This is a genomic window from uncultured Polaribacter sp. (assembly GCF_947497125.1).
Lineage (GTDB): Bacteria > Bacteroidota > Bacteroidia > Flavobacteriales > Flavobacteriaceae > Polaribacter.
On the sequence record NZ_CANMFI010000001.1, the window covers coordinates 688,555 to 702,620 of the forward strand.

General features: G+C 32.7%; 8 protein-coding genes. 4 read left to right on the forward strand and 4 right to left on the reverse strand.

Annotation, left to right across the window (positions count from 1 at the left end; translation table 11 throughout):
• The first annotated feature begins 61 nt into the window (after positions 1 to 61).
• The 3 genes from Q0678_RS03020 (at position 62) to Q0678_RS03030 (ending at position 5,132) form a co-directional block, all read left to right on the forward strand.
• Positions 62 to 1,831, forward strand: a complete 1,770-nt coding sequence (locus tag Q0678_RS03020) for a long-chain fatty acid--CoA ligase (RefSeq protein WP_299053653.1) — start codon at positions 62 to 64, stop codon at positions 1,829 to 1,831.
• A 91-nt stretch (positions 1,832 to 1,922) separates the two neighbouring features.
• A complete protein-coding gene (locus Q0678_RS03025) occupies positions 1,923 to 3,698 on the forward strand; it encodes a long-chain fatty acid--CoA ligase (protein ID WP_299053655.1) in 1,776 nt (591 codons plus the stop codon).
• A 129-nt stretch (positions 3,699 to 3,827) separates the two neighbouring features.
• Positions 3,828 to 5,132 carry a sugar MFS transporter gene (locus Q0678_RS03030; protein WP_299053657.1) on the forward strand — a complete coding sequence of 435 codons (1,305 nt, stop codon included), beginning with the start codon at positions 3,828 to 3,830 and terminating at the stop codon, positions 5,130 to 5,132.
• Between the two features lie 66 nt (positions 5,133 to 5,198).
• Here Q0678_RS03030 and Q0678_RS03035 read toward each other — a convergent pair whose 3' ends face one another.
• The 4 genes from Q0678_RS03035 to Q0678_RS03050 are packed head-to-tail and all read right to left on the reverse strand — an operon-like array spanning position 5,199 to position 13,049.
• Positions 5,199 to 6,785: an OmpA family protein gene (locus Q0678_RS03035; protein ID WP_299053659.1), complete on the reverse strand. Its 1,587-nt coding sequence runs from the start codon at positions 6,783 to 6,785 to the stop codon at positions 5,199 to 5,201.
• An 11-nt stretch (positions 6,786 to 6,796) separates the two neighbouring features.
• Positions 6,797 to 7,717, reverse strand: a complete 921-nt coding sequence (locus Q0678_RS03040) for a type IX secretion system membrane protein PorP/SprF (RefSeq protein ID WP_299053663.1) — start codon at positions 7,715 to 7,717, stop codon at positions 6,797 to 6,799.
• Positions 7,718 to 7,740: 23 nt separating this feature from the next.
• Positions 7,741 to 8,958 (reverse strand): gliding motility-associated C-terminal domain-containing protein, encoded by a 1,218-nt coding sequence (locus tag Q0678_RS03045; protein WP_299053665.1) that lies wholly within the window; start codon positions 8,956 to 8,958, stop codon positions 7,741 to 7,743.
• 20 nt (positions 8,959 to 8,978) lie between these two features.
• Positions 8,979 to 13,049, reverse strand: coding sequence for a hypothetical protein (locus Q0678_RS03050; protein ID WP_299053667.1), 4,071 nt, complete (start codon positions 13,047 to 13,049; stop codon positions 8,979 to 8,981).
• Positions 13,050 to 13,597: 548 nt separating this feature from the next.
• Here Q0678_RS03050 and Q0678_RS03055 point away from each other — a divergent pair.
• Positions 13,598 to 14,014 carry a response regulator gene (locus Q0678_RS03055; protein WP_299053669.1) on the forward strand — a complete coding sequence of 139 codons (417 nt, stop codon included), beginning with the start codon at positions 13,598 to 13,600 and terminating at the stop codon, positions 14,012 to 14,014.
• Positions 14,015 to 14,066 lie beyond the last annotated feature (52 nt).

Below are 14,066 nucleotides of genomic sequence, written 5' to 3' on the forward strand. Positions count from 1 at the left end.
ATAAAAACTAAAACTTCTTATTTAAAATTACTTTGTTATATTTAGGTCTATGATAGATAATATGACAAAACAAATTTCTAGATTATTCGATTTTCCATACTACCAATTAAATAAAAACCCACAAGAGAGATGTTTCAACTTTAAAAAAGGAAACGAATGGCAATCTATTTCAAGTAAACAATATGTACTAGAAGCAAATAAAGTAAGTGCTTCTTTATTAAGTTTAGGCATTAAGCCTAATGATAAAATTGCAATTATTACAGAAAACAACAATGTTAATTGGCATATATTAGATATTGGAATACTTCAAATTGGAGCACAAAACATCCCTTTATATGCAACATTATCCGAAAAAGATTATACATATATACTACAACATTCTGATGCTACTATTTGTTTTGTTTCTTCAGATGAAATTTATAACAAAGTAAAAGCGATAGCAACTGATACTCAACTAAAAAACATATTCTCTTTAGAAAATATGGACACTAGTTATAGCTGGAATTATTTTTTAAAGTTGGGCGAAAAAGAAAACTATAACTCAAAAATAAGCACTTTAAAAAACAATGTAAAGACAGATGATTTAGCTACAATAATATATACTTCTGGTACTACAGGCACCCCAAAAGGAGTAATGCTAAGTCATAAAAACATTATTAGTGCCGTTTTTTCTGTTGATGCCTCTTTACAGCCAATACACAAAAAACCAATTAGAGTTATAAGCTACTTACCTATTTGTCATATTTTTGAAAGAGCCTCTAATTACTTCAATCAATATAACTCTGCTGAAATTTATTTTGCCGAAAGCATCGAAAAGTTGGGTGATACAATTAGAGAAGTCAAACCTCATTACCTAGCAATTGTTCCGCGTTTATTAGAAAAAATATTCGATAAAATTGTAGACAAAGGCAGCCATCTAAATGGTGTAAAAAAAGTACTCTTTTTTTGGGCTTTAAATTTAGCAGAAACTTACGAACCATATTCAAAAAACAGACCTTGGTATCATTTTAAATTAGCAATTGCAAACCTATTTATATTCTCTAAATGGAGAAAAGCTTTGGGTAACAATTTACAATATATGATTTCTGGCAGTGCACCCTTACAACCAAAATTAGTACGAATTTTTACCGCCGCAAAAATTCCTGTTTTTGAAGGCTATGGAATGACAGAATCTTCGCCAAGTGGAAGCGTAAACGACTTAAGAAATCAAAATTTTAAAATTGGTACTGTAGGCAAAGCTGTAAAAGGTGTTGAACTTAAAATTGCAGAAGATGGAGAAATTTTAATGAAGGGCGATAACATTATGCTAGGCTACTATAAAAACCCAGAAATGACTGCAAAAACAATTATAGACGGTTATTTATATACAGGAGATATAGGGAAAATTGATGCCGAAGGTTTTTTAACAATCACTGATAGAAAAAAAGAAATTTTTAAAACATCTGGCGGAAAATATATTGCCCCAGCGGCTTTAGAAAGTCAGCTTAAACAATCTCGCTTTATTGAACAAGTTTTAGTTGTTGGTGAAGGAGAAAAAATGCCAGCAGCAATTATACAATTAAATATAGATTTTGTTGTTGAATGGGCAAAAAGACATCAACACAAAATAAAAGAGATCAGTACCGATAAAAAAATTAGAGCTCGTATTCAAAAAGAAATTGAATATTATAATGAAAGCTTTGGGAAATGGGAACAAATAAAAAAGTTTGAAATTACACCCGATGAATGGACAATTGAGGCAGGACACTTGACACCTACTCTAAAAATGAAGCGAAAAATAATACTAAAAAAATACCGTTCTCTTTATCAAAAAATATATAATGTGTCTTAAAAATTAATTTATCTTTATTTTTAAACTCTTAAAATAAGTATTTGTTAAATTGAGCTAAAAGAGTTAATTTGCCTACTTCAAAATAACATGTATGCCAATAGAAGTTACACGATTATTCGATTTTCCATATTATCAATTAGAAAAATACAACTTAAAGAATGCTTTTACCTCAAAAGCTTCTGGTAAATGGGTTACCATAAACACTCAAGAATATATCAATGAAGCAAATAAAATTAGTAGAGGTCTACTTAAGCTTGGTATTAAACCCAATGATAAAGTAGCCGTTATTTCTTCGACAAATAGAACTGAATGGAATATTTGTGATATTGGAGTGCTGCAAACTGGAGCCCAAAATGTACCCATATACCCTACGATCTCTAAAGAAGATTACGAGTATGTTTTAAATCATTCTGAGGCAACATACTGTTTTGTATCTGATATAGAAGTCTTAGAAAAAATTAACAAAATAAAAGACAATACAAAACTAAAAGCAATTTATACTTTTGATACTATTAAAGGTGAAAAAAATTGGCAAGAAGTACTAGACTTAGGAACAGACACAAGCAATCAAGAAGAACTAGACCAACGTAAAAATAATGTTAAAACAGATGATTTAGCTACTTTAATTTACACTTCTGGTACCACAGGTAAACCAAAAGGAGTGATGCTATCTCATAAGAACATTGTAAGTAATGTTTTAAGCTCATACGAAAGAGTTCCTTTAGACTATGGTAACTCGAAAGGGTTAAGTTTTTTACCAATCTGTCATATTTTTGAAAGGATGATTTTGTATTTATACCAATACTGTGGTGTTTCTGTATATTTTGCAGAATCTATCGAAAAATTATCTGAAAATGCACAAGAGATAAAGCCTAATGTGATGACAGCAGTACCTCGTTTATATGAAAAAATTTATGATAAAATTATTTTAAAAGGAGAGACTTTAAAAGGAATTAAAAAAGCACTATTCTTTTGGGCTGTTAATTTAGGTCTAAAATACGAACCTAATGGCGCCAATGGATGGTGGTATGAAAAGCAATTGGGACTGGCTAGAAAATTAATTTTCTCTAAATGGCAAGCGGCTTTAGGCGGAGAATTAAAATTAATGGTTTCTGGTAGTGCAGCATTACAACCGAGATTAACAAAGGTATTTGCAGCAGCAGGAATGCCAATTATGGAAGGTTATGGTTTAACAGAAACATCGCCAGTAGTTACCGTTAACGACCAAAGAAACAAAGGATTTAAAATTGGTTCTGTCGGTAAAATAATTACAGATGTAGAAGTTAAAATAGCAGATAATGGAGAAATCTTGGTAAAAGGGCCTAATGTAATGTTAGGATATTACAAAGATGCCGAAAAAAGTGCTAGTGTTTTAAAGGATGGTTATTTTTATACTGGTGATAAAGGAGAGATTGATAGTGATGGCTTCTTAAAAATTACCGGAAGAACTAAAGAAATGTTTAAAACTTCTGGTGGTAAATATGTTGTACCACCTTTATTAGAAGGAGAACTAAAACAATCTCTTTTTATAGAACAAGTAATGGTAGTTGGTGAATCTGAAAAAATGCCAGCAGCAATTATTCAACCAAATTTTGAGTTTTTAAAAGATTGGATTTCTAAGAAAGAACTAAAAATAGGCACTTCTAATGCAGAAATGATCTCTTCTAAAATTGTAATAGATCGCATTCAAAAAGAAATAGATAAATGCAATAAAAATTTCGGCAAATGGGAACAAATAAAACGTTTTGAATTAACTTCTGATGTATGGTCTATTGATGGCGGACATTTAACCCCAACAATGAAAATGAAAAGAGCAATTATTAAAGAAATTTATAATGACTTGTATGAAAAAATTTATAGAGGTTAATTTTCATTGTATAAAAATATTTGTAAAAAGAGATTGTAAGTACAATCTCTTTTTTATTTTAGATGTTTAACAAAAAAACAAATAATAAAGAAAAGCTTATCTTCAATACATCAATCATAAAAAAATACCATGCAGCAAAAAAACAACACAACAGCAATAGTAATTATTGCTAGTCTATTTTTCATTTTCGGATTTGTAACTTGGATTAACGGTGCATTAATTCCGTTTATGAAAACAATAAACGAACTAACAGATGCACAATCTTATTTAGTAGCCTCTGCTTCTTATATTTCTTTTGTTGTTATGGCATTGCCTGCTTCATATATTTTAACAAAAATCGGTTATAAAAAAGGAATGTCTTTAGGTTTAACTGTAATGGCAATTGGCGCTTTGGTTTTTATACCTGCTGCAGAAGCAAGAACTTACTGGGTATTTTTAGTGGGTATTTTTATTCAAGGTTTAGGAATGACTATTTTGCAAACCGCTTCAAATCCTTATATCACTATTTTAGGGCCTATAGAAAGTGGTGCAAAACGTATTGCAATTATGGGGATAGCAAATAAAACTGCTGGTGCTTTAGGCTCTGTAATTTTTGGAGCGTTGTTATTGTCTGGTATCGATGAAACTAAAGAAAAACTAGCAAATACTACTATCGAAGAAAAAAACATACTTCTAGACGGAATGGCAGATAGCGTTTTTATGCCTTATTTAATAATGGCAATTGTATTATTTGTCTTAGGTATTTTAATTAGAAAAGCTCCATTACCAAACGTAGAAGCCAAAGAAGAAGACATTTTAGAAAATGGAAAAACAGCAAAAACTAGTATTTTTGATTTCCCAAATTTATGGCTAGGTGTTTTAGCACTATTTGTATATGTGGGCGCAGAAGTAATTGCTGGCGATACTATTATTGCTTACGGAATTTCTTTAGGTTTTACTGGAGAAGAAGCAAAATACTTTACAACTTATACCCTACTAGCCATGGTTGCTACCTATGCTTTGGGAGTGGTATTAATTCCGAAATATGTAAAACAAAAAACAGCTTTAATTGCAAGTGCTGTACTCGGAATTATTTTTAGCTTTTGTATTTTAAATACTACTGGTTTTACCTCGGTTATTTTTGTAGCTGCACTCGGAATTGCAAATGCATTAGTTTGGCCAGCAATTTGGCCATTAACACTAGAAGGCTTAGGTAAATTTACAAAAACTGCCTCTGCCCTATTAATTATGGCTATTTCTGGTGGCGCAATTATTCCGCCTTTATATGGTCAAATTGTTGATGCAACTTCCGAAGAACTTATTGCCAACGGAATACCTAAATTAGAGGCATTAGCAACTGCTGCTACTAGTAGCTATTGGATATTAATACCTTGTTATGCCATCGTACTTTTCTTTGCTATCTGGGGACATAAGATTAAAAATTGGAGAAATTAATAAAAAAACCTCCACATTTCTGAGAAGGTTTGAGTTATAATTATTTTTGAAATTGTCTATACTACTTTACTTAGGATTTAAAATTTTAAACTCTGTTCTCCTATTCATTTGATGTTGCTCTCTTGTACATTGAACCGTATTAGAACATTTGTTTGTCAATACAGTTTCTCCATATCCTTTTGAAAAAATTCGATCGTTAGTTATACCTTGAGATAGTATGTATTCTAAAACAGCACTTGATCTTCTCTGAGAAAGATTCATGTTGTATGATGCCCTACCTCTACTGTCTGTATGCGATCCTATCTCTACTTTTATAGAAGGATATTTTTGCATAATGTCAACTAAATTATTCAATTTAATAGCAGCATCTGTTCTGATAAAAGACTTATTAGTATCAAAATAAATTTCTCCAATAACAATAAGTAAATTGTTATTTACCATTTTAATGCTAGCGTCTTTTGTAAAATCTTTGGCTAAATATAATTTTAATTCATTTTTATTTGTTGCTGTAACTACTTCTGATGATGGCTTGTACAACTTGTTTGTTGCTTTAATTTCACCAAAATTCAAACTACATTTTCTATTAAAATGAAACACGCCTTTACTATCTGTATAGGCTTCAAAGCTTGCCAAACTATCTTTAAAAGTGATTAAAACATTTTTTAATGGCAAATTAGTTTTCTTGTCTAAAACAACTCCATTAATGGTTTCAAAACAGTCTTTTTTAAATAATTCTGGCATGTTGTAAAACGCATAAATATCATCATCTCCTTTACCTCCAGTTCTATTAGAAGAGAAGTATCCTTTATTCTCTTTTACTAATTTTATAAAAGCAAAATCATCTGCAGAACTATTAAATGGTGCACCAATATTTTTAGGGTTAGAATATGAGTTGTTCTTTAACTCAGAAGCATAGATATCTAATTTACCAGTATTATTTTTCTGCATATCAGATGAAAAATACAATGTGTTATTTTCATCTATAAATGGAAACATTTCTTTGCCGATGGTATTAATTTTAGGACCTAAGTTTTTGGGTTGTGAATAAGTATTGTTAGATAGAACATCTACTACAAAAATATCTGTAGCACCTACACTTCCTGGCATATCAGAAACAAAATATAATTTTTTATTATCGTTAGACAATGCAGGATGCCCGGTAGAATATAAATCTGAATTAAAGGGTAATGCCGTAATATTTGTCCAAATATTGCTCACAAACTCTGCTTTAAACAGTTGTAGCACAACTTTTTTATTCTTGTCAGGATTCCCTAATTTACCATTCGAAAAATTATTCCTAGTAAAGTACATTGTCTTAAAATCTTTTGTAAACACAACAGAGCTTTCATGGTATTTTGTATTTACCTGTTTTGCTAAAGGCAGTGTATTTAAAATAGAATCGTTTGCAGAACTTATCGTACCAATATATAAGTCTAAATAAGGTTGCATATTGGTTTTCCAAAGTCTTTTTACAAATTTATTTAACTTCTTTGTGCTAGAATACACCAATTTATTTTGTTGATATATTCCTGTATTAAAATCAGAGTTTTCTGTATTTATATTTAAGTTTTTGATGTAAACATCTTTCTGTGCAACGCTTCTATTAGCATGAAACAATACCAATAAGCAAGTGAATATTATATTTTTCTTCATATCTGTTGTTTTTAAAAGAATCTTGGTGATTTTACTTGTGCTCCAATAAAACTAAAATCAAAAAGAATAAAAATTTCATGTGATCCAGAATTAAACATTCCTAAATTAGACAAGGTATGATCGTATGCGTACCCTACTTTTAGATTGTCAGAAACCAAAACATTAAACATTCCACTTACAGCATCATCCCATCTGTAAGAAGCACCAAATTCTAACTTATTATTTAGTAAAAAATTAGCCGAAACATCTAACGAAAGTGGAGTATGCAAAGCAAATTTTGATAAAACAGAGGGTTTAAATTTTAATTCATCAGACAATTCAAAAACAACACCTGCTGTAAAAAAGGCGTGCATTTCTTCAGAAGCTTTTGTAATGATACCATTACTCTTTTCAAAATGTTTTGTTTTTAATATGTTAGGAATTGATAATCCGACATAAAAATCGTCTTGATAATACAAAAGACCTGCTCCAAAATTCGGACTCGTTCTTTGTGAATTCTCGCTAAACAAAGGATCATTTTGATCAACTTGCGTTAAAGATAGCAAACCAATTGTCTGATTTGTAAATCCTAATTTAACACCAAATGCAAGTTTTGAATTCTCGCCTGTTCTTAATGTATAAGAAATATCACTATACACATTAAGTTCTTCTACAGGTCCTACTTTATCTGAAATAATAGACAAACCAAAACCTAAATTATTACCAACAGGTGCATGTGCAAATCCTGTAAAAGTTCTTGGAGCTCCATCTACATTTACCCACTGCTCTCTTACCAAAAAACCAAGACTTAAAACATCTTTAGAACCAGCATAAGCGGGGTTTACAACACTCATGTTGTACATGTATTGTGTGTACTGTGGCTCTTGCTGTGCGCTAATACTTTGTGTAAAGGTAAAAAGCAAGATTATAAGTAATTTATATATCGTTTTCATGTCTTATCGTTTTTTTATGATACTTATTTGTTCAAATACAACCACTTTTGAACTGGTTTTGTAACACCATCATTAAAATCTATGATGTACCAATAAGTTGCTGCAGGAACAATTTTTTGGTTGCTTGAAACTGTTACTCTTCCTTGAGATTTACCATTCCACCAAACAGGATTACCAGAACCGTTATTCTTATAATCATAAACGATATTTCCGTAACGATTATAAATTTGCATGTTGAAATTTGGAAAATTCGCTGCCAAACCAGGTATTTTAAAACTATCATTGATACCATCGTTATTTGGTGAAAAAGAATCTGGTAAATTCAGTATCTCAAAAGCATTTACATTTGCCAATGTAAAAACACCATAACCAGAAGGCAAAGTTGTTACAGAATTATTATTTAGGTTTACCGTACCTTTTTCATTAATCCATTGTTCTCCATTCCATCTAACAATTACTATTTCTTTGGGATTAAAAAGCAAGTTAGAAGCAGTAGTAACATCACTCCAACTTAAAGTAATAGCTACATTAGAATTCCCTTCTTCTGGTTGAATTACCCAATACTCTTCTGTATTGATATTGGTAATTGTAGACTCTTTTTTATCATGATCATAATCAGTATTAGAATTCCTCCAAATATATTCTGCAGAAAATATATCTGTTTGTAAATCTGGTGCACTAATTGCAGTAAATCTAGAAATATATCGTCCTAAAATATTATGCCCTAAAGGAAAAACAAATGCTTTATTTCCTTGTTTATATACTTTATTATCAAAATAACTTTCATCTTTTAAATTTGCATGTGAGGCTTCATCTTGAAAAATCACCTTACCATTATCTTGTTTTTCGACAACACCATCATGTAAGTCGGTTAGACCATGTATACTAATAATGCTATTTGATGTTATAGAAAAATCTGGAGAACTATTCATCACCTCTAAATTAAAAAACTCTGTCAACCCTTCTCCGTTTATGTACTGCTTTTCTAAACCTTTAAATATTGTTTTAGCAGAATTTTGACTTGTAAAACTTACAATACCATTATTTTTAAAATTTTTGCTTAAATGTAAAATTCCGTTATTTACAATCATTGCAGTATCCTTATTTTCTAGACTTTGCAATACACTTACATCCGTATTTTGTCTGATATGCATCTGACCAATATTAGTCATCTGAGCATTCACCTGGACAACAAAAACCAAAAATATGCATGTTATAATCTGTTGAATTGAAAATTTCATAATGTTGATTTTTTAAGTGTTTATATTGTGCTTTTAGAAATCACATACCAATCTTGCCCATCACTTTGAAGTGTCAATGAGCTATTAATATTAAGATCTAAGATTTCTATATCTTCTAGCACACCAATACCTAGACCACTTACTAATCCTCCATTAATTGTATCATCAGAACTTGCAGCAACATCTAAACCTAGGCTTACCACACTTCTATTTACAATTCTTAAAACTCTACCTGGGTAATTATTTGCATTAGGTAAACTTACTCTTCCTCCTGCAAGACTTCCCAATAAGGATGTCGTTTGTGAAACTATTAATGTAAAGTCATCATCTTGTATAGTGTAGAGTTCTGAACTTGCAAGGGTAACTCTTCTTAATTGAAAAGCCATTGAGCCCGCAACTGTTAAACTACTATTCTTATTAGTTGTGTTTATAGAAACCTGACCAGAGTCATGTAAAAATATATTAGAAGCATTAGGTTTCGCTGTTGAACCATCAGATTGATTTCTTAATTTCACATACGTGTTGGTCGTATCATTTTCCCATTTACTACCTTCTTTAGTAGTGTTTGCAGCAACACTTGTTGCTAAAGTTGAATTTGATAAATCTACACTTCCACCATCTACTAATGAAATCGTATTATCAGACAAACTTAAATCTTGCGTATCGCTATTAATTTCTACCCATGTAGTTCCGTCTACAGTACTATAAGACTTACCAGTTGCAGTATCTACATAAAACTGACCAGCTACTCCTGTTACAGAGCCATTCGGATCTCCAGCACCTGCTAAAGCAGCATTTGTTCCGTTTGTCCCATTAGCTCCAGCATCTCCTTTTAATGAGGCTATAAAATCAGCTTCAGTACCATTGTTATTGGCATCTTTCCATTCTTGATAAGCAGATTTTCCATTAGATCCATTTGTACCGTTTGTTCCATCATCACCGTCAACACCATCTAATCCATCCGTTCCGTTTGAACCGTTAGCTCCGTCTGCTCCTTTTAATGACGTTAAGTAGACAGATTCTGACCCTGTATTTCCGGCATCTAACCAAACTTGATATGCCGATTTTCCATCTGTACCATTTGTACCGTTTGTTCCATCTTCACCGTCAACACCATCTAATCCATCCGTTCCGTTTGAACCGTTAGCTCCGTCTGCTCCTTTTAATGACGTTAAGTAGACAGATTCTGACCCTGTATTTCCAGCATCTAACCAAACTTGATATGCCGATTTCCCATCAACTCCATTAGTCCCGTTTGTTCCATCTTCACCGTCAGCACCATCTGATCCGTCCGTTCCGTTTGAACCGTTAGTTCCGTCTGCTCCTTTTAATGACGTTAAGTATGCTGCTTCTGATCCTGTGTTGCCAGCATCTAACCAAACTTGATATGCCGATTTTCCATCTGTACCATTTGTACCGTTTGTTCCATCTTCACCGTCAGAACCATCTGTTCCATTTGAACCGTTAGTTCCATCTGCCCCTTTTAATGAATTTAAGTAAGCTGCTTCTGATCCTGTATTTCCTGCATCTAACCAAACTTGATATGCCGATTTTCCATTAACACCATTTGTACCGTTTGTTCCGTCTTCACCGTCAGAACCGTCAGAACCGTCAGAACCATTCGTACCGTTCGAACCGTTAGTTCCATCTGCTCCTTTTAATGACGTTAAGTATGCTGCTTCTGACCCTGTATTTCCAGCATCTAACCAAACTTGATACGATGATTTTCCATTAACACCATTTGTACCGTTTGTTCCGTCTTCACCGTCAGAACCATCTGATCCATCCGTTCCATTCGTTCCATTCGCTCCATTTGAACCGTTAGTTCCATCTGCCCCTTTTAATGAAGTTAAGTAAGCAGCTTCTGATCCTGTATTTCCAGCATCTAACCAAACTTGATATGCTGATTTTCCATCAACTCCATTAGTCCCGTTTGTTCCATCTTCACCGTCAGCACCATCTGATCCATTCGTTCCATTCGTTCCGTCTGCTCCTTTTAATGACGTTAAGTATGCTGCTTCTGATCCTGTATTTCCAGCATCTAACCAAACTTGATACGACGATTTTCCATCTTCACCGTCAGCACCATCTGATCCATTCGTTCCGTTTGAACCGTTAGTTCCGTCTGCTCCTTTTAATGACGTTAAATAAGCAGCTTCTGATCCTGTATTTCCAGCATCTAACCAAACTTGATATGCCGATTTTCCATCTGTACCATTTGTACCGTTTGTTCCGTCTTTACCGTCAGCACCGTCAGAACCATTCGTACCGTTCGAACCGTTAGTTCCGTCTGCTCCTTTTAATGACGTTAAGTAAGCAGTTTCTGATCCTGTGTTGCCAGCATCTAACCAGACTTGATACGATGATTTTCCATCAGTTCCATTTGAACCATTAGTTCCGTCTACCCCTTTTAATGACATTAAGTATGCTGCTTCTGATCCTGTATTTCCAGCATCTAACCAAACTTGATATGCTGATTTTCCATTAACACCATTTGTACCGTTTACTCCGTCTTCACCGTCAGCACCGTCAGAACCATCCGTTCCATTCGAACCGTTAGTTCCGTCTACTCCTTTTAATGACGTTAAATAAGTAGCTTCTGATCCTGTATTTCCAGCATCTAACCAAACTTGATATGCCGATTTTCCATCTGTACCATTTGTACCGTTTGTTCCATCTTCACCGTCAGAACCATCTGATCCATCCGTTCCGTTAGTTCCATCTGCTCCTTTTAATGAACTTAAGTAAGCAGTTTCTGATCCTGTGTTGCCAGCATCTAACCAAACTTGATACGACGATTTTCCATCAACTCCATTAGTCCCGTTTGTTCCATCTTCACCGTCAGAACCATCTGATCCATCCGTTCCATTCGTTCCGTTTGAACCGTTTGAACCGTTAGTTCCGTCTGCTCCTTTTAATGACGTTAAGTATGCTGCTTCTGATCCTGTGTTGCCAGCATCTAACCAAACTTGATATGCCGATTTTCCATCTGTACCATTTGTACCGTTTGTTCCATCTTCACCGTCAGAACCATCTGTTCCATTTGAACCGTTAGTTCCATCTGCCCCTTTTAATGACGTTAAGTAAGCTGCTTCTGATCCTGTATTTCCTGCATCTAACCAAACTTGATATGCCGATTTTCCATCCGTACCATTTGTACCGTTTGTTCCATCTTCACCGTCAGAACCATCTGATCCATCCGTTCCGTTAGTTCCATCTGCTCCTTTTAATGACGTTAAGTATGCTGCTTCTGACCCTGTATTTCCAGCATCTAACCAAACTTGATACGATGATTTTCCATTAACACCATTTGTACCGTTTGTTCCGTCTTCACCGTCAGAACCATCTGATCCATCCGTTCCATTCGTTCCATTCGTTCCATTCGCTCCATTTGAACCGTTAGTTCCATCTGCCCCTTTTAATGAATTTAAGTAAGCAGCTTCTGATCCTGTATTTCCAGCATCTAACCAAACTTGATATGCTGATTTTCCATCAACTCCATTAGTCCCGTTTGTTCCATCTTCACCGTCAGCACCATCTGAACCATCCGTTCCATTCGTTCCGTTTGAACCGTTAGTTCCATCTGAACCTTTTAGTGAAGTTAAGTAAGCAGTTTCTGACCCTGTATTTCCAGCATCAAGCCATACTTCATATGCAGATTTTCCGTTTATACCTTGTAAACTTGATAAATCAACCGATTTACTCCCCCCATTTTCCAAAGAAATGGTCAGAATATTATTTGAAAGTGATAAATCTGTAATTTTTTGATCATCAGAAATATCTGAAATCAAACTTACCACCTTTGTGTAGTTCATTAATTTCTCCCATTCAACTCCTGTCCAAAAATAAAAACCCTTGCCTGTTTGTGAATTTGTATTATACACCAATAAACTTTCCTTTATAACAAGACTTGAGACTGGTGCTGCTGTTAAAAGATCGTCTATTTTTACTCGTGGAATTAAAATTCCTTTATCTGATGCTACAACATCTAATTGAGCAGAAAAATCTGGCTCGATAGTTCCTATTCCAACTTGTGACAATACATTTACGCTACTCATTAAAAGTAGAAAGACAAAGATTACTTTTTTCATGGATCTCTTATTTAAATTAAACTTCTGACGAAACATGTTTCATAATTATTGGATAATAGAATTATTATCATAAAAATTTAACATAATTTAACTAAAAACATATATTATTATAAGGTTTTAACTAAATACTCACACAAAAGTATAATTTGTAAATACTTAAATAGAACGAAGCAGGGTCATTGATCAATTGGTTTAGTTGAATGGTACATAGGTATCGGCTAAACAACCACCATATTACTATGCATGCATAGTAATATGGTGGCAAAAATTTAAAAATTTTTAGTTTTAAATAATAAGTTGATTAAAATCAGCTCAAAAAAAAAGCATAACTAAATCATTATTAACTATTTAAAAAATTAATTCAAAAAAAAACAATCTTTTAAAGAGAAAAATAAATTTTAACTTATATAAAAGTTTAATTGAATTAAATAGAATTTACATTTAATTAACCGATACTTTAACGTCATTCAACAGCACCAATTGATACGAAACCGACAATTTTTAAGGAAATATCAGTATATTAACTATTTTTAAAAAAAATTAAAAAAATGACTAAAAAAATATCTATTTTATTTATTGATGATGATCAAATAGAATGCATCAAGATAGACCGAGTTATAAAAAAATTAGATTTACCTCATAAAATTACAAAGGCAAAAAATGGTGAAAAAGCTTTTAAAATTCTAAATACCAAAAAAAACATTCCAGATTTAATTCTATTAGATTTAAATATGTCTAAAATGAATGGTATCGAGTTTTTAACAAAACTAAAAAAAGATGATGTATTATGCTGTATACCAACTGTAATTGTAACCACATCGCAAAACAAACAAGACCTTTTAGATTGTTATAAAGCTGGTGTTTCTGGCTATATCATAAAGCCTTTAAGATATTCAGAATACGTGTCAAAAATGCAAACAGTTTTGTCTTATTGGTCAGAAAATGAATTAATGAAACTCAATTAATTGGACTAATATCTATCAGAATATTAAAAAAACATCAAATGAAACTTAAATA